General features: G+C 65.4%; 13 protein-coding genes and 1 riboswitch. Of the genes, 11 read left to right on the forward strand and 2 right to left on the reverse strand.

The annotated features are described in order from the left end of the window. Positions 1-16 precede the first annotated feature (16 nt). A complete protein-coding gene (gene waaA / locus DFS21_RS14735; RefSeq protein ID WP_111532560.1) occupies positions 17-1,288 on the forward strand; it encodes a lipid IV(A) 3-deoxy-D-manno-octulosonic acid transferase in 1,272 nt (423 codons plus the stop codon). A 78-nt stretch (positions 1,289-1,366) separates the two neighbouring features. On the opposite strand, the gene DFS21_RS14740 is transcribed toward waaA, so the two are convergent. Continuing rightward, on the reverse strand, positions 1,367-2,800 hold the full coding sequence (locus tag DFS21_RS14740) for a TolC family outer membrane protein (protein ID WP_023632667.1): 1,434 nt from the start codon (positions 2,798-2,800) through the stop codon (positions 1,367-1,369). A 158-nt stretch (positions 2,801-2,958) separates the two neighbouring features. Continuing rightward, positions 2,959-3,065: riboswitch (TPP riboswitch) on the forward strand. 157 nt (positions 3,066-3,222) lie between these two features. On the opposite strand from DFS21_RS14740, the gene thiC reads away from it, so the two are divergent. Together thiC and cytX are read left to right on the forward strand one after the other, a co-directional pair. Further along, positions 3,223-5,103 carry a phosphomethylpyrimidine synthase ThiC gene (gene thiC / locus DFS21_RS14745; RefSeq protein WP_102682184.1) on the forward strand — a complete coding sequence of 627 codons (1,881 nt, stop codon included), beginning with the start codon at positions 3,223-3,225 and terminating at the stop codon, positions 5,101-5,103. Positions 5,104-5,233: 130 nt separating this feature from the next. Beyond that, positions 5,234-6,517 (forward strand): putative hydroxymethylpyrimidine transporter CytX, encoded by a 1,284-nt coding sequence (gene cytX / locus DFS21_RS14750; RefSeq protein WP_110702021.1) that lies wholly within the window; start codon positions 5,234-5,236, stop codon positions 6,515-6,517. Here the strand turns inward: cytX and DFS21_RS14755 are convergent. Beyond that, a complete protein-coding gene (locus DFS21_RS14755; RefSeq protein WP_102682182.1) occupies positions 6,486-7,232 on the reverse strand; it encodes an RsiV family protein in 747 nt (248 codons plus the stop codon). The genes cytX and DFS21_RS14755 overlap by 32 nt on opposite strands. Positions 7,233-7,416: 184 nt before the next feature. Between DFS21_RS14755 and DFS21_RS14760 the strand changes: the two genes are divergently transcribed. The 8 genes from DFS21_RS14760 (at position 7,417) to parC (ending at position 15,831) form a co-directional block, all read left to right on the forward strand. Further along, entirely contained in the window at positions 7,417-8,034 is a 618-nt protein-coding gene (locus tag DFS21_RS14760; RefSeq protein ID WP_110702019.1) for an NUDIX domain-containing protein, read from the forward strand. Continuing rightward, positions 8,025-8,477, forward strand: a complete 453-nt coding sequence (locus DFS21_RS14765) for a DUF1249 domain-containing protein (RefSeq protein ID WP_110702017.1) — start codon at positions 8,025-8,027, stop codon at positions 8,475-8,477. The genes DFS21_RS14760 and DFS21_RS14765 overlap by 10 nt, the downstream gene beginning before the upstream one ends. A gap of 85 nt (positions 8,478-8,562) precedes the next feature. Beyond that, positions 8,563-9,366: a 3',5'-cyclic-AMP phosphodiesterase gene (gene cpdA / locus DFS21_RS14770; RefSeq protein WP_110702015.1), complete on the forward strand. Its 804-nt coding sequence runs from the start codon at positions 8,563-8,565 to the stop codon at positions 9,364-9,366. A 151-nt stretch (positions 9,367-9,517) separates the two neighbouring features. Beyond that, positions 9,518-10,126: a YqiA/YcfP family alpha/beta fold hydrolase gene (locus DFS21_RS14775; RefSeq protein WP_110702013.1), complete on the forward strand. Its 609-nt coding sequence runs from the start codon at positions 9,518-9,520 to the stop codon at positions 10,124-10,126. A 33-nt stretch (positions 10,127-10,159) separates the two neighbouring features. Then, on the forward strand, positions 10,160-12,064 hold the full coding sequence (parE, locus tag DFS21_RS14780) for a DNA topoisomerase IV subunit B (RefSeq protein WP_023630810.1): 1,905 nt from the start codon (positions 10,160-10,162) through the stop codon (positions 12,062-12,064). Further along, the gene (locus tag DFS21_RS14785) at positions 12,061-13,047 is read left to right on the forward strand and encodes an esterase-like activity of phytase family protein (protein WP_111532561.1); all 987 of its coding nucleotides are present in this window, start codon (positions 12,061-12,063) and stop codon (positions 13,045-13,047) included. The genes parE and DFS21_RS14785 overlap by 4 nt, the downstream gene beginning before the upstream one ends. Further along, positions 13,044-13,562, forward strand: a complete 519-nt coding sequence (locus DFS21_RS14790) for a TIGR02281 family clan AA aspartic protease (protein WP_102682178.1) — start codon at positions 13,044-13,046, stop codon at positions 13,560-13,562. Before DFS21_RS14785 ends, DFS21_RS14790 begins: the two co-directional genes overlap by 4 nt. 10 nt (positions 13,563-13,572) lie before the next feature. Continuing rightward, positions 13,573-15,831 (forward strand): DNA topoisomerase IV subunit A, encoded by a 2,259-nt coding sequence (parC, locus tag DFS21_RS14795; RefSeq protein ID WP_110702009.1) that lies wholly within the window; start codon positions 13,573-13,575, stop codon positions 15,829-15,831. Positions 15,832-15,946: the final 115 nt, after the last annotated feature.

A 15,946-nucleotide genomic window follows, 5' to 3' on the forward strand; every position in this document is an offset into this window, starting at 1 on the left:
AGTAAACTCCGCCGCCATGAACAGAACCCTCTATACCCTGCTTTTCCATCTGGGCCTGCCGCTGGTCGCGCTGCGCCTGTTCCTGCGCGGGCGCAAGGCGCCGGCCTACCGTGCGCGTATTGCCGAGCGCTTCGCTTGTGGCTTGCCACCCATGCGTCAGGGTGGCATCTGGGTGCATGCGGTCTCGGTGGGTGAGAGCATCGCTGCCGCGCCGATGGTGCGGGCCCTGCTCAAGCAGTACCCGGACCTACCGGTCACGCTCACCTGCATGACCCCGACCGGCTCAGAGCGCATCCGCGCGATGTTCGAGGGCGAGCCACGGGTGCAGCACTGCTACCTGCCTTACGACCTGCCGTGGGCGGCCGGGCGGTTCCTCGACCATGTGCGCCCGCGCCTGGGCATCATCATGGAAACCGAGCTGTGGCCGAACCACATCCACCAGTGCGCCAGGCGCGGCATTCCGGTGGCGCTGGCCAATGCGCGGCTGTCCGAACGCTCGGCCCGAGGCTATGCGCGCTTTGCCGGCCTGACCCGGCCGATGCTCGAGGAGATGAGCCTGATCGCGGTACAGACCGAAACCGAGGCCGAGCGTTTCCGCTTGCTCGGTGCGCGCCAGGCGTGCGTGCAGGTGACCGGCTCGATCAAGTTCGACCTGAAGGTCGACGACCAGTTGATGCCTCGCGCCCGGCAGTTGCGCGAGCAGTGGAGGGCCAGCCAGCGCCCGGTATGGATCGCCGCCAGTACCCACGATGGCGAGGATGGGTTGATCCTCGAAGCACACCGGCAACTGCTGAGCGTGCACAGCGATGCGCTGTTGGTCCTGGTGCCGCGGCATCCCGAGCGTTTTGCGGCGGTACATGAACTGTGCGCCGGCCAGTTCTCCACGGTGCGTCGTTCGACAGGCGATGCCGTGACGGCGCAGTCCCAGGTGCTGCTGGGTGACACCATGGGTGAATTGCTGTTCCTGTACGCCCTGGCCGATATCGCCTTCGTCGGAGGCAGCCTGGTCCCCACGGGTGGGCACAACCCGTTGGAACCGGCGGCGCTGGCGCTGCCAGTGCTCATGGGGCCGCATGTGTTCAACTTCCTCGAGATCAGCGCGATGCTGCGCGAGGCGGGGGCGTTGCAGCAGGTGGACGATGCCGAGGGCCTGGCCGCGGCTGTGCGCCGCTTGGTCGAGCTGCCGCAGGATGCCCGGCGCATGGGCGAGGCGGGCAGGGCGGTGATGCAGGCCAACCAGGGGGCGTTGCAGCGGTTGCTCGATGGGCTGGCGCGGCTTCTGAGCTGATGATGAGCCTGTAGGCGCGGTTGTTGTGGGAGCGGGGGTTGCCCCCACGAAGCCCGCCCTACAGGTAGTCTGTTGCCTTCAAGGCCGGCGTTCGAAGTTCTTCGCCGCCGCCGCCGCCAGGTCCGGTGGCAGGAAATCCTTGTCCGGGTTGTAGTCGGCCTTCAGGTACCGTCCCAGGTCCTGCAGGTCTTGCGGGCTCAGGGTGCCGGCCGCCTGCTTGAGGCGCAGGTTGTCGAGGATGTAGTCGTAGCGGCTGTTGTTGTAGTCGCGCACCGAGGTGTACAGCTGGCGTTGCGCATCGAGCACGTCGACGATGTTGCGGGTGCCGACCTGGTAGCCGATCTCGGTGGCCTCCAGTGCGCTCTGGTTGGAAATGATCGACTGCTTGCGCGCCTGTACCTGTTCCACGTCGGTGTTCACCGCACGGTGCAGATTACGCGTGTTCTCCACCACCTGGCGGCGCAGGCTTTCGCGCTGCTGCTCGCTCTGGGTCAGGCGCGCATAGGCCTCGCGCACCTGGGAGCTGGTCAACCCGCCGCTGTAGATCGGAATGTTCAGTTGCAGGCCGACGCTGGTCTGCTCCACGTCACCGCCGTAGCGCACGCCGTTCTGCGAAGGGTTGGTGAACCCGAGGTTGTCGTTGTCGCCCTTCTGGTACTTGGCCACGGCATCCAGGGTTGGCGCATGCCCAGCCTTGCGCTGGCGCACGGTCTCCTCGGCGGCCGCCACGGCATGGTTGGTGGCCTGCAGGTTGAGGTTCTGCCGCCCGGCGGTCTCGACCCAGGCCTTGGCGTCATTGGGCGTCGGCACTTGCACCGGCAGGGTGTGGACCACGCCCTGGATCGCACTGTATTGGCGGTTGGTCAGGGTGATCAGGGCCTCGAAGGCATCCTGCACCTGGCGCTCGGCGATGATCCGGTTGGCCCGCGCCGTGTCGTAGCTGGCCTGGGACTGGAGCACGTCGGTCTTGTCCGAAAGGCCGACATCGAAGCGTTCGTTGGACTGGTCGAGCTGGCGCTTGAAGGCCGCTTCTTCGGCCTTGGTCGAGGCCAGGTTGTCCTGGGCACGGAGCACCGCGAAGTAGTTCTCGGCGCTTTGCAGGATCAGGTTCTGCTCGGTGGCCGACAGTTCCAGCGCGGCCTGCTCGTTGACCGCTTCGGCAGCCTGCAGCTGGAACCAGCGGTCGGCGCGGAAGATCGGCTGCGCCAGGGTGGCGCTCCAGGCATTGCCGCTGCGGTTGGAGGTGATCGACGGCTCGTCGAGCTTAGTGCGGGTATTCATCATCTCGGCGCCGGCCGAAAGGTTGGGCAGCAAACCGGCGCGGGCCTGGGGCACCACTTCGCGGCGGGCGCCGTAGTCGGCGCGGGCGGCTGCCAGGTCGGCGTTATTGTCCACCGCTTCCTGGTAGACGCTGACCAGGTCGGTCTTCACCGTCGTGGGCGTATCCACTGCCCAGGCCACTCCGTTGGACGCACAAGACACGGCAATCGCCAGTGAGAGTTTGCGCAGCATAGGGCAATCCTTGATCAAGATGTATTTACTGTACTGTCTGGTATCGAGCACGCCAGTGTAGTGCCGTGCGTCGCCATCAACAATCCGCCAGGTGTGCCATTTATCACGCCAGGGATTTACCCGCTTGGCTTTGCCGACCACTCCAGTCTAGACTGCGCAGGTTCTTGTCGGGGTGCCTTGATGCAAAGGCTGAGATCGCAAAGTTGCGGATCCCGTTGAACCTGATCAGGTTAGCGCCTGCGTAGGGAACAAGATTGCTCTCATGTCCCGGGAGCCTCTTGTGCCAGGTCCGGGATCGCCACAGCTGCTTGCAGCCCACGGCACCCCTTGTCCGGCACTGCACTCGTCGACACGGGTGCGTCCGCGCCTTTCAGGTTCACCCCGACATTCCGCCCGCTAGGAAGCTGTCTGGAGAGCCTGTGATGAGCAAACAAGAAAAAACGATCAGTCTGAGCGAGTCGGCCCAAGTCGACCAACAGTCCGTGCAACCGCTGCCCAACTCGCGCAAGGTCTATGTCGAAGGTTCGCGCCCCGACATCCGCGTGCCCATGCGCGAGATCAGCCTGCACGACACCCCCACCGACTTCGGCGGCGAAAAGAACGCCCCGGTGCTGGTGTATGACACCTCCGGCCCGTACACCGACCCCAATGTCATCATCGACGTGCGCAAGGGCCTGGGCGATGTGCGCTCGGCGTGGATCGACGCCCGTGGCGACACCGAGCGCCTGGGTGGCCTGAGCTCGAACTTCGGCCAGCAGCGCCTGAACGACGCCGAGCTGGCCAAGCTGCGCTTCGCCCACGTGCGTAACCCGCGCCGGGCCAAGGCCGGCGCCAACGTCACGCAGATGCACTACGCGCGCCAGGGCATCATCACCGCCGAGATGGAATACGTTGCCATCCGCGAGAACATGAAGCTGCAGGAAGCCCGCGCCGCCGGCCTGTTGAGCCAGCAGCACGCCGGCCACAGCTTCGGTGCCAGTATCCCGAAAGAGATCACCCCCGAGTTCGTGCGCGAAGAGATCGCCCGCGGTCGCGCGATCATCCCGGCCAACATCAACCACACCGAGCTGGAGCCGATGATCATCGGCCGCAACTTCCTGGTGAAGATCAACGGCAACATCGGCAACAGCGCCCTGGGTTCCTCCATCGAGGAAGAAGTGGCCAAGCTGACCTGGGGCATCCGCTGGGGTTCGGACACGGTCATGGACCTGTCCACCGGCAAGCACATCCATGAAACCCGCGAGTGGATCATACGCAACTCGCCGGTGCCGATCGGTACCGTGCCGATCTACCAGGCCCTGGAAAAGGTCAATGGCGTTGCCGAGGACCTGACCTGGGAGCTGTTCCGTGACACCCTGATCGAACAGGCCGAGCAGGGCGTGGACTACTTCACCATCCACGCCGGCGTCTTGCTGCGCTATGTGCCGCTGACCGCCAAGCGTGTCACCGGCATCGTCAGCCGTGGCGGCTCGATCATGGCCAAGTGGTGCCTGGCGCACCACAAGGAAAACTTCCTGTACACGCACTTCGACGAGATCTGCGAAATCATGAAGGCCTACGACGTCAGCTTCTCGCTGGGCGACGGCCTGCGCCCGGGCTCGATCGCCGACGCCAACGACGCCGCGCAGTTCGGTGAGCTGGAAACCCTCGGCGAGCTGACCAAGATCGCCTGGAAGCACGACGTGCAGTGCATGATCGAAGGCCCTGGCCACGTGCCGATGCAGCTGATCAAGGAGAACATGGACAAGCAGCTCGAATGCTGCGACGAGGCGCCGTTCTACACCCTCGGCCCGCTGACCACCGACATCGCCCCTGGCTACGACCACATCACCTCAGGGATAGGCGCGGCGATGATCGGCTGGTTCGGTTGCGCCATGCTCTGCTATGTCACGCCCAAGGAGCACCTGGGCCTGCCGAACAAGGATGACGTCAAGACCGGCATCATCACCTACAAGATCGCCGCGCATGCCGCGGACCTTGCCAAGGGCCACCCGGGCGCGCAGATCCGTGACAACGCACTGTCCAAGGCGCGCTTCGAGTTCCGCTGGGAGGACCAGTTCAACCTCGGCCTGGACCCGGACACCGCCCGTGCGTTCCACGACGAGACGCTGCCCAAGGAATCGGCCAAGGTCGCCCACTTCTGCTCGATGTGCGGGCCGAAGTTCTGCTCGATGAAGATCACCCAGGAAGTGCGTGAGTACGCGGCCAAGATCGAGACCGTCGACGTGACAGTCGAACAGGGCATGCGCGAGCAGGCCGAGCGGTTCCGCCAGGAAGGCAGCCAGTTGTACCAGAAAGTTTGACGCGTTAGCTGTAACGCAGCGTGGGAGCGGGCTTGCCCCGCGATGGCAATGTTGGATTCAACGACGCCATCGCGGGGCAAGCCCGCTCCCACGTTTCGGCTCAACATCTTCAGGCAACCGGATAACAATCATGACCACTCCCAGCCACTTCTCTCCCGACCACCCGGTCCCCTCCCACCATCGCCAGTTTGGCGCCCGCGACCTGTTTTCGCTGTGGTTTTCCCTCGGCATCGGCCTGATGGTCCTGCAGGTCGGCAGCCTGTTGGCGCCGGGCCTGGGGCTGGCGGGCTCGATCCTGGCGATCACTCTGGGCACGGCGGTAGGGGTATTGCTGCTGGCCGCGGTGGGGGTGATCGGTAGTGATACCGGCCTGTCGGCCATGGCGACCCTGCGCCTCACGCTTGGTAGCCATGGCGCGCGCCTGCCGGCCTTGCTCAACCTGCTGCAACTGGTGGGCTGGGGTTCGTTCGAGATCATCGTCATGCGTGATGCCGCCAGCTTGCTGGGCGCACGCGCGTTCGGCGAGGGCAGCGGCTGGAGCAGCCCGCTGCTGTGGACCTTGTGCTTTGGCGCCCTGGCCACTCTGCTGGCGGTCAGCGGGCCGCTGGCGTTCGTGCGCAAGGTCTTGCGCAAATGGGGGATCTGGCTGCTGCTGGGCGCCTGCGCCTGGTTGACCTGGAACCTGTTCGCCAAGGCCGACCTGGCCGATTTGTGGCGCCGGCCTGGGGACGGTTCGCTGTCCCTGGCACTGGGTTTCGACATCGTGATCGCCATGCCGCTGTCGTGGCTGCCGCTGATCGCCGACTATTCACGCTTTGGCCTGCGCGCCAGCCGGGTGTTCGGCGGTACCGCGCTGGGCTTCTTCATTGGCAATGCCTGGCTGATGAGCCTGGGCGTGGCCTACACCTTGGCGTTCGCGCCCAGCGGTGAGGTGAATGCCCTGCTGTTGGCACTCGCCGGCGCCGGGCTGGGCATTCCGTTGCTGCTGATCCTGCTGGACGAGACGGAAAACGCCTTTGCCGATATCCACTCGGCGGCGGTGTCCACCGGCCTGCTGCTGAAAATGAAGGTCGAGCACCTGGCCCTGGCCATCGGCGTGCTGTGCACGCTGATCGCCTTGCTGGCGCCGCTGGCCCAATACCAGAACTTCCTGTTGCTGATCGGCTCGGTGTTCGCGCCGCTGTTCGGCGTGGTGCTGGTGGATCACTTCGTGATTCGCCGCCGCCGCTTGCCGGCGTTGGTCGAGGGCTTGCACTGGCAGGCGCTACTGGCCTGGGGCGTGGGGGTGGCGGCCTATCACCTGATGGCCAGCCAGGCGCCTGAGCTGGGGGCGACCCTGCCGGCACTGTTGCTGGCAGGGGTACTGCATTTGCTGCTATCGCTCAGCCGCGTCCGGGAAACAGCTCGGGCTTGATCACGCCATTGAGGCGCGGGTAGGGGATCTTCAGCTCAACGTGGCCCATGGAGTAGGGCGCGATGGAGTAGACCTCGTACTTGATCACCACCGCGCCGTAGGTCAGGGCGATGTGCGGGGATTGCTTGAACGGCCAGGTCTTGACGAACTCGGGGTCCTTGTCCATGCCGGTGCTGATCAGCCAGGCGCGGTGGGACTCCTCGGCGGTCTTCCAGAAGGTCGCCTCCTGGCCGGGCACCAGCATGTCGTCCAGGGTCAGTACCTTGTCCAGCTTGCGTGAATAGTTGATGAAGCCGCGCCCAGGCATGCCGTGGGCACCGCCGCTGTCCAGGTAGCTGGACAGCTCGACGATCACCAGCCCGTCATGCTGCTCGCGTACCTTGGCTTGCAGGTAGCTGCTGTTGCGCTTGTCGGCGCGGGCCAGGTACTGCTGCTCGTAGGCTTGCAGCGAGGCCGGCGGGGTGCCGCGCTGGTTGTCCTCGGTCAACATCAGCAGGCGCTTCTCGACGATGCCGTCGAGCTTGGGCAGGGCCGGGAAGTGCACGACGTCGATGTTGACCAGCGGGCAGTCGCTTTCGCTGCAGCCGGGTTTTACGTGCTCCCAGGCCTCGCGCTTGACCTCGAGCGGGGCCCGGTAATTGGGCGTGAACAGGCTCTGGCAGGCGCCGAGCGCCAGTGCCAGGACGGCCACGGAAGTCAGTTTGACAAGCGTCATGTTGCCTCTTTCACAACGGTGATGATCGGCCTTGGACCGCCTGCGCGGCCTTCAGTTCGCCACTAAGCTAACAGAGAGTGACACGCCTGTCCCGGCTGCCCGAACGGTCGACGGAAAGGGATGAAACCGGGCCGTGCGCAGAGTAGGATTGCGCGATGCGGTAAACGAGGCATGAGGAGTTTGCATGACGGACACGCACAATACAGTGCCTACCCAAGTCGAGATCGCTCGGCGGGAGCCGCTGTTCAAGGGCTTTTACAAGCTCGACAAGCTTCACCTGCGCCACGAACTGTTCGCCGGGGGCATGAGCCGCGAGTTCACCCGTGAACTGTTCGTGCGCCATGACGCGGTCTGCGTGCTGCCCTACGATCCTCAGCGCGACGAAGTGGTGCTGATCGAGCAGTTTCGCGTTGGTGCCATGGGCAAGGTCGCCAACCCCTGGCTGATCGAGATGGTCGCCGGGCTGATCGACAAGGACGAGCAACCCGAACAGGTCGCCCATCGCGAAGCGGAGGAAGAAGCAGGCCTGACCTTCTCGGCGCTGTGGCCGATGACCAAGTACTTCCCGTCACCGGGCGGCAGCGACGAGTACGTCCACCTGTTCCTGGGCCGTTGCGTCAGCGAGGGTGCCGGTGGCCTGCATGGCCTGGAAGAGGAAAGCGAAGACATTCGCGTGCGCGTCTGGGCGTTCGAGGACGCCCTGCAGGCGGTGCGCGACGGGCGTATCTGCAACGCCGCCGCGATCATCGGGTTGCAATGGCTGGCGCTGAACCGTGACGAAGTACGAGGTATGTGGAAGTGAACCTGCTGCGCGAGCGCTATCGAGTCGACCTGGTCGGGCTGCAGTCGGCCTGCGAGGCCAACTATGCCCGCCTGATGCGCCTGTTGCCCGACATGCGCACCACGCAGAGCTCGCGGCGCATCGGCATGACCCAGGGCGACCAGATGCTCGGCGTGCTGGTGCTTGAAGTGCTATTGGCCTGCCCCTACACCACCACGCTCAAGGTGCGCCAGGAGCACAGCCTGCCCTGGCTGCCGGTGCCAGAGCTGGAAGTGCAGGTCTACCATGACGCGCGCATGGCCGAGGTGGTCAGTGCCGAGCATGCGCGTCGCCTGCGCAGCATCTACCCCTATCCCAACACGGCTATGCACCAGCCGGACGAGAAGGCCCAGCTCAATCTGTTCCTCGGTGAATGGCTGAGCCACTGCCTGGCCTGTGGCCACGAACTGGCAGCCGTGCGCTGAAATGTGATGCGCGTCGGTTTCGAGTATTTGCTCGAAAGCGATCCGCCGCCATAATCCGTGCTGAATCCGTTCGAGGAGACGGCCGTTGCCGCAACCACTTTCACCCCCGTCACCTGTCCATGTGGTGCAACTGACCGATGCCCATCTGTTTGCCGACCCGGCGGGCACCTTGTTGGGCCTCAATACCCGCGCAAGCCTCGGACACGTGATTGGCCAGGTTCGCCGCGAACAGCCGCGCATCGACCTGCTGCTGTGCACGGGCGATCTTTCCCAGGATGCCAGCGTCGAATCCTACGCGGCCTTTCGCGAGCTGACGTCGACGCTCGGCGCGCCAGCGCGCTGGCTGCCGGGTAACCATGACGAGGCGCGGGTCATGGCCGAGGTGGCGCCGGAACTGGTGCAGGCAGTGACCGATATCGGCGCCTGGCGCATCGTCATGCTCGACTCGGCAGTGGTCGGTGCCACCTTCGGTCTGTTGGCCGATGACCAGCTGGTCGTGCTGGACCAGGCGCTGAACGGTGCGGGCGAGCGCCATTGCCTGGTGTGCTGCCATCACCAACCGGTGGATATCGGTTGTGCCTGGATCGCGCCGATCGGGCTGCATAATGCCGATGAGCTGTTGCGGCGTCTGCGCAGTTATCCACAGGTGAAGGCGCTGATGTGGGGGCATATCCACCAGGAATGGGACGAAGTGCGTGACGGCATTCGTTTACTTGCCACACCGTCGACCTGCATCCAGTTCGCGCCGCGCAGCGAGGATTTCAAGGTGAGCGAGGAACAGCCGGGTTACCGCTGGCTTCGTCTGCATGCCGACGGGCGGTTGGAGACCGGGGTGGTGCGGGCGCGGGATTTCGTGGTGACGCTGGATTTCGACAGCCCCGGCTATTGAGAGGCCGCTGTGCGGCCCTTGGGAGCTGGCCTGCCAGCGAAAGGGGCGCAGAGCGCCCCCGGTCATTTGAAGAATTTGTTGCGAAAATCCCCACGCTGCGCCAATGCCCCTCGAACACGCTACACTGCGCGTCTTTGCGTCCGGGGGCAGCATGTCGGGTTCCATCCTCTATATCCATGGCTTCAACAGCTCGCCGCTGTCGACCAAGGCACGCCAGCTCGAAGCGGTGATGCAGCAGCTCGGCTTGGCCGAGCAACTCCGGGTCCCGGCCCTGCACCACCATCCACGCCAGGCCATCGCCCAACTGGAGACGGCGATCGCCGAGCTCGGCGCGCCCTTGCTGGTCGGCAGCTCACTCGGCGGCTACTATGCCACCCACCTGTCCGAGCGACACGGGCTCAAGGCGCTGTTGATCAACCCGGCAGTGGCCCCCCACAAGCTGTTCGACGGCTACCTCGGCACCCAGCGCAACCTCTATACCGACGAAGCCTGGGAGCTCACCCACGACCACGTGGACGCCCTGGCCGAGCTGGAAGTGCCGGCGCCGCAGGATGCCGCCCGCTATCAAGTGTGGTTGCAGACCGCCGATGAAACCCTGGACTATCGCCAGGCCGAGCGCTACTACCGCGCCTGCGCCCTGCGTATCCAGGCCGGTGGCGACCACAGTTACCAGGGCTTCGCCGAACAGTTGCCGGCCCTGCTGGCGTTCGCCGGCATTGCCCGCGGGCAGTACGCGGCGCTGGACTTTTCTGTATTTTGACTTTTGCATTCACCAGACTGACGACGAGAACCCATGGCCAATCCCAGCGCTAGCGCCTATAACGCAGACGCCATCGAAGTCCTCTCGGGCCTTGACCCGGTCCGCAAGCGGCCGGGCATGTACACCGACACCAGCCGGCCCAACCACCTGGCCCAGGAAGTCATCGACAACAGCGTCGACGAAGCCCTGGCTGGCCACGCCCGGTCGGTGCAGGTCGTTCTGCACGCCGATCACTCGCTGGAAGTCAGCGACGATGGCCGCGGCATGCCGGTGGACATCCACCCCGAAGAGGGCGTTTCCGGTGTCGAGCTGATCCTTACCAAGCTGCACGCCGGCGGCAAGTTCTCCAACAAGAACTACCAGTTCTCCGGCGGCCTGCACGGCGTCGGCATCTCGGTGGTCAACGCCCTGTCGAGCCAGGTACGCGTGCGCGTCAAGCGCGACGGCAACGAGTACCAGATGACCTTCGCCGACGGCTTCAAGGCCAGCGAGCTGGAGGTGGTCGGCACCGTCGGCAAGCGCAACACCGGCACCAGCGTGTACTTCAGCCCCGATCCGAAGTATTTCGATTCGCCGAAGTTCTCCATCAGCCGCCTCAAGCACGTGCTCAAGGCCAAGGCCGTATTGTGCCCGGGGCTGTCCATCAGCTTCGAGGACAAGGGCACCGGCGAGAAGGTCGAGTGGCACTACGAGGACGGTCTGCGCTCCTACCTGGTCGATTCGGTCAGCGAGTTCCAGCGCCTGCCAGACGAGCCGTTCTGCGGCAGCCTGGCGGGTAACAAGGAGGCCGTGGACTGGGCCCTGTTGTGGCTGCCGGAAGGTGGCGACAGCATCCAGGAAAGCTACGTCAACCTGATCCCCACCGCCCAGGGCGGCACCCACGTCAACGGCCTGCGCCAGGGCCTGCTGGACGCCATGCGCGAGTTCTGCGAGTTCCGCAACCTGCTGCCGCGCGGGGTCAAGCTGGCTCCCGAGGACGTCTGGGAGCGCATCAGCTTCGTGCTGTCGATGAAGATGCAGGAGCCGCAGTTCTCCGGCCAGACCAAGGAGCGCCTGTCGTCCCGCGAGGCGGCCGCTTTCGTCTCTGGCGTGGTCAAGGACGCCTTCAGCCTGTGGCTCAATGCCCACCCCGAACTGGGCATGCAACTGGCGGAACTGGCCATCAGCAATGCTGGCCGGCGCCTGAAGGCGAGCAAGAAGGTCGAGCGCAAGCGCATCACCCAGGGGCCGGCGTTGCCCGGCAAGCTGGCTGATTGTGCCGGCCAGGACCCGATGCGCGCCGAGCTGTTCCTGGTCGAGGGTGACTCGGCAGGGGGCTCGGCCAAGCAGGCGCGGGACAAGGAGTTCCAGGCCATCCTGCCGCTGCGCGGCAAGATCCTCAACACCTGGGAGGTCGATGGCGGTGAAGTCCTGGCCAGCCAGGAAGTGCACAACATCGCCGTGGCCATCGGCGTAGACCCGGGCGCAGCCGACCTTTCGCAGCTGCGCTACGGCAAGGTCTGCATCCTCGCCGACGCCGACTCCGACGGCCTGCACATCGCCACACTGCTGTGCGCGCTGTTCGTCCAGCATTTCCGCCCGCTGGTCGAGGCCGGGCATGTCTACGTGGCCATGCCGCCGCTGTACCGCATCGACCTGGGCAAGGAGATCTACTACGCCCTGGACGAAGCCGAGCGCGACGGCATTCTCGACCGCCTGGTCGCCGAGAAAAAGCGCGGCAAGCCGCAGGTCACCCGATTCAAGGGCCTGGGCGAGATGAACCCGCCGCAACTGCGCGAAACCACCATGGACCCGAACACCCGGCGCCTGGTCCAGCTCACCCTGGACGATGTACAGGGCACCACCGAGATCATGGACATGCTGTTGGCCAAGAAGCGTGCGGGCGATCGCAAGAGCTGGCTGGAGACCAAAGGCAACCTGGCCGAGGTCCTGGTTTGATTCGTCCGTTGCTCCTGGCCTGCCTGGCGTTATTCGCCCTGCAGGCCCAGGCCGGCGACTGGCCGCAGCTCAAGCTCAGCGCCGAGCATGGGGTCGATGGCATGCGCGGCGGCAACCTGTCGGGCCTGGCTTGGTGCCGTGGGGCGCTGTGGGCGGTGTCCGACCGCGATGACGACCGTATCTACCGCCTGGACCAGGATGAGGCGACCTGGCAGGCCCTGCCGCAGACTTTCACCCCGCCCCCCGCGCCCGATACCGGCCTGCCCTGGGGGCTCAAGTCGCGCAACTGGGCGGCGTCCTACATCCGCGGCGGCGAGCTGGATTTCGAGGGCATCACCTGCGATCAGGCCGGCAACCTCTACATCGTCAGCGAGGCCCACGCCGCCGTGCTGCAGTTGCCCGTGGACGGTGAGCCGGACTGGCTGAAAATCGACCAGGCCATGGTGCGCCAAGCGCGGGCCAGCGGCATGTTGCTGCATTTCAACGCACTGTTCGAGGGGCTGGCGATCAACCCGGCGGGCGATCGCCTGTGGCTGGCCGCCGAGCGCGAGCGCCGTGGCCTGCTCGCGGTGCAGCGCCAGCAATCGGTGTGGACCTGCGGGCGCGGCTGCGTACTGCTCAGCGAGGCGGGTGTCGAGATGCAGCCGCCGCAATTCCCCGAGGCACGCCCGGTATCACGTGACTTTGCCGACCTGGCCTGGTTCGAAGGCAAGCTGTTCACCCTCGAGCGCAATGCCTACCGCATTTGCCGACGGGATGCCGACACGGGCGCCGTGGAGCGCTGCTGGTCGTTCGCCGCCGAGGCCCTGATGGAGTCGCGGCGCTACTCGCAGCCTTACGGCCTGGCTGAGGCGCTGGTGATCTACAAGGGCGGTGCCTGGATCGGCGTGGACAACAATGACCGCCCGCGGGTGGATGGTGAAACACGGCCGATCGTCTGGCGCTTTGACGCGCCGCAGGGCGGCTGGAGCGCCAAGCCATGAGCCAGCCACCGGGCAAGCGCGCGGGCAGGGTGTTGATGATTGTCGCCTGGGCGGCGGCGATGTTCCTCGCCACGCGTTTTTTCGGCCAGTGGGAAGAACGTCAGCAGAATCCCAACAGCGTGGTGCAGAGCGAGCAGGGCGATGGCTTCGTCGAGGTGCGCCTGCTGAGCAACGGCCAGGGCCATTTCGTCGCCGATGGCGCGATCAATGGGCGACCGGTGCATTTCATGCTCGACACCGGCGCCACCGACGTGGCGGTCCCCGAGGCACTGGCCCGCGACCTGGAGCTGGCGCGTGGCGCCGCGGTGCAGTTGAGCACCGCCAATGGCCGAACCCAAGGCTACCGCACGCGGCTCGACAGCCTGCAACTGGGCGATATCCACCTGCGCGATGTGCGCGCGCTGGTGGTGCCCGGCCTGGATGGCCAGGGCGTGCTGCTGGGCATGAGTGCCCTGAAACAACTTGAATTTACCCAGCGCGGCGGCACCATGCTGTTGCGCCAGAACCTGAAATGACGAGGCCCGCATGAGCGACTCACTCGAACTCAGTCTCGACGGCGTCGAACGCCGTTCCCTGGCTGACTTCACCGAACAGGCCTACCTCAACTACTCCATGTACGTGATCATGGACCGCGCCCTGCCGCACATCGGCGACGGCCTCAAGCCGGTCCAGCGACGCATCGTCTATGCCATGAGCGAGTTGGGGCTCGATGCCGACTCCAAGCACAAGAAATCGGCGCGTACCGTCGGTGACGTGCTTGGCAAGTTCCACCCCCACGGCGACTCGGCGTGCTACGAGGCCATGGTGCTGATGGCCCAGCCGTTCAGCTACCGCTACACCCTGGTCGACGGCCAGGGCAACTGGGGTGCGCCGGACGATCCGAAGTCGTTCGCCGCCATGCGTTATACCGAGGCGCGGCTGTCGCGCTATTCCGAAGTGCTGCTCGGCGAGCTGGGTCAGGGCACCGTGGATTGGGTACCGAACTTCGACGGCACCCTGCAGGAGCCGGCCGTGCTGCCCGCGCGCCTGCCGAACATCCTGCTCAACGGCACCACCGGCATCGCCGTGGGCATGGCCACCGACGTGCCGCCGCACAACCTGCGCGAAGTGGCCAGCGCCTGCGTGCGACTGCTCGACGAGCCCAAGGCCACTATCGAGCAGCTTTGCGAGCATATCCAGGGCCCGGACTACCCGACTGAAGCCGAGATCGTCACCCCGCGCGCCGACATCCAGAAGATCTACGAGAGCGGCAAAGGCTCGATCCGCATGCGCGCGGTGTACCGCATCGAGGATGGCGACATCGTCGTTACCGCGCTGCCGCACCAGGTTTCCGGGGCCAAGGTGCTCGAGCAGATCGCCGCGCAGATGCAGGCCAAGAAGCTGCCGATGGTCGCCGACCTGCGCGACGAGTCGGATCACGAGAACCCGTGCCGCATCGTGATCATCCCGCGCTCGAACCGCGTGGATGCCGCCGAACTCATGCAGCACCTGTTCGCCACCACCGATCTGGAAAGCACCTACCGGGTCAACGTCAACATCATTGGCCTCGACGGTCGCCCGCAGCTGAAGAACCTGCGGGCGTTGCTGCTGGAGTGGCTGGAGTACCGCATCGGTACCGTGCGGCGTCGCCTACAGCATCGCCTGGACAAGGTCGAGAAGCGCTTGCACCTGTTGGAAGGCTTGCTCACCGCGTTCCTCAACCTGGATGAAGTGATCCACATCATCCGCACCGAGGAGCATCCCAAGCAGGCCCTGATCGCCCGCTTCGACCTGACCGAGATCCAGGCCGACTACATCCTCGAGACCCGCCTGCGTCAACTGGCGCGTCTGGAAGAGATGAAGATCCGCGGCGAGCAGGACGAGCTGCTCAAGGAACAGAAGCAACTGCAAGCGCTGCTGGGCAGCGACACCAAGCTGCGCAAGCTGGTGCGCAGCGAGCTGATCAAGGACGCCGAGACCTACGGCGACGACCGCCGCTCGCCGATCGTCGAGCGGGCCGAGGCCAAGGCCCTGTCGGAAAACGAACTGATGCCGACCGAGCCGGTTACCGTGGTGCTTTCGGAGAAGGGCTGGGTGCGTTGTGCCAAGGGCCACGATATCGATGCCACGGGCCTTTCGTACAAGGCTGGCGACGGCTTCAAGGCCGCCGCCGCCGGACGTTCCAATCAGTTTGCCGTGCTCATCGACTCCACCGGTCGCAGCTACTCGCTGGCCGCCCATAGTCTGCCGTCGGCCCGTGGCCAGGGCGAGCCCTTGACCGGCCGCCTGACCCCGCCACCGGGCGCCACCTTCGAATGCGTGCTGCTGCCGGAAGACGATGCCTTGTACGTCGTGGCCTCCGACGCCGGCTACGGCTTCGTGGTCAAGGGCGAGGACCTGCAGGCCAAGAACAAGGCCGGCAAGGGCCTGCTCAGCCTGCCCAACGGCGCCAAGGTGATGACCCCGCGCCCGGTGACCGATCGTGAGCAGGACTGGCTCGCCGCGGTGACCACCGAGGGCCGTCTGCTGGTGTTCAAGGTGGCCGACCTGCCGCAGCTGGGTAAAGGCAAGGGCAACAAAATCATCGGCGTGCCGGGTGACCGGGTGGCCAGCCGCGAGGAATACGTGACCGATCTTGCGGTGATCAGCGAGGGCTCCACCCTTGTATTGCAAGCTGGCAAGCGTACCCTTTCGCTCAAGCCCGATGATCTCGAGCACTACAAAGGCGAGCGGGGGCGCCGTGGTAGCAAATTGCCACGTGGTTTCCAGCGCGTCGACGGGCTGCTGGTAGAAACCCCCGCGTGAATGGATGGGCCGTCTGTTGCGGCGTTTTCAACGCCGCTTCGGGCGGAAATGCTGGAGTCGAGCGGCTATTTCGCGGATGATAGGGCCCTCGTTGGCGCCGGCGTGGCCGAGTGCC

This window comes from Pseudomonas sp. 2848 (genome assembly GCF_003253945.1).
Classification (GTDB): domain Bacteria; phylum Pseudomonadota; class Gammaproteobacteria; order Pseudomonadales; family Pseudomonadaceae; genus Aquipseudomonas.

Excerpts from the sequence above, each read along its gene's own strand:
- DFS21_RS14790 (WP_102682178.1), top strand. The coding sequence starts at position 13,044 with ATGAGCCAGCCACCGGGCAAGCGCGCGGGCAGGGTGTTGATGATTGTC.
- parE (WP_023630810.1), top strand. The coding sequence starts at position 10,160 with ATGGCCAATCCCAGCGCTAGCGCCTATAACGCAGACGCCATCGAAGTC.
- DFS21_RS14755 (WP_102682182.1), bottom strand. The coding sequence starts at position 7,232 with ATGACGCTTGTCAAACTGACTTCCGTGGCCGTCCTGGCACTGGCGCTC.
- DFS21_RS14760 (WP_110702019.1), top strand. The coding sequence starts at position 7,417 with ATGACGGACACGCACAATACAGTGCCTACCCAAGTCGAGATCGCTCGG.
- parC (WP_110702009.1), top strand. The coding sequence starts at position 13,573 with ATGAGCGACTCACTCGAACTCAGTCTCGACGGCGTCGAACGCCGTTCC.
- thiC (WP_102682184.1), top strand. The coding sequence starts at position 3,223 with ATGAGCAAACAAGAAAAAACGATCAGTCTGAGCGAGTCGGCCCAAGTC.
- DFS21_RS14740 (WP_023632667.1), bottom strand. The coding sequence starts at position 2,800 with ATGCTGCGCAAACTCTCACTGGCGATTGCCGTGTCTTGTGCGTCCAAC.
- cytX (WP_110702021.1), top strand. The coding sequence starts at position 5,234 with ATGACCACTCCCAGCCACTTCTCTCCCGACCACCCGGTCCCCTCCCAC.
- waaA (WP_111532560.1), top strand. The coding sequence starts at position 17 with ATGAACAGAACCCTCTATACCCTGCTTTTCCATCTGGGCCTGCCGCTG.
- DFS21_RS14775 (WP_110702013.1), top strand. The coding sequence starts at position 9,518 with ATGTCGGGTTCCATCCTCTATATCCATGGCTTCAACAGCTCGCCGCTG.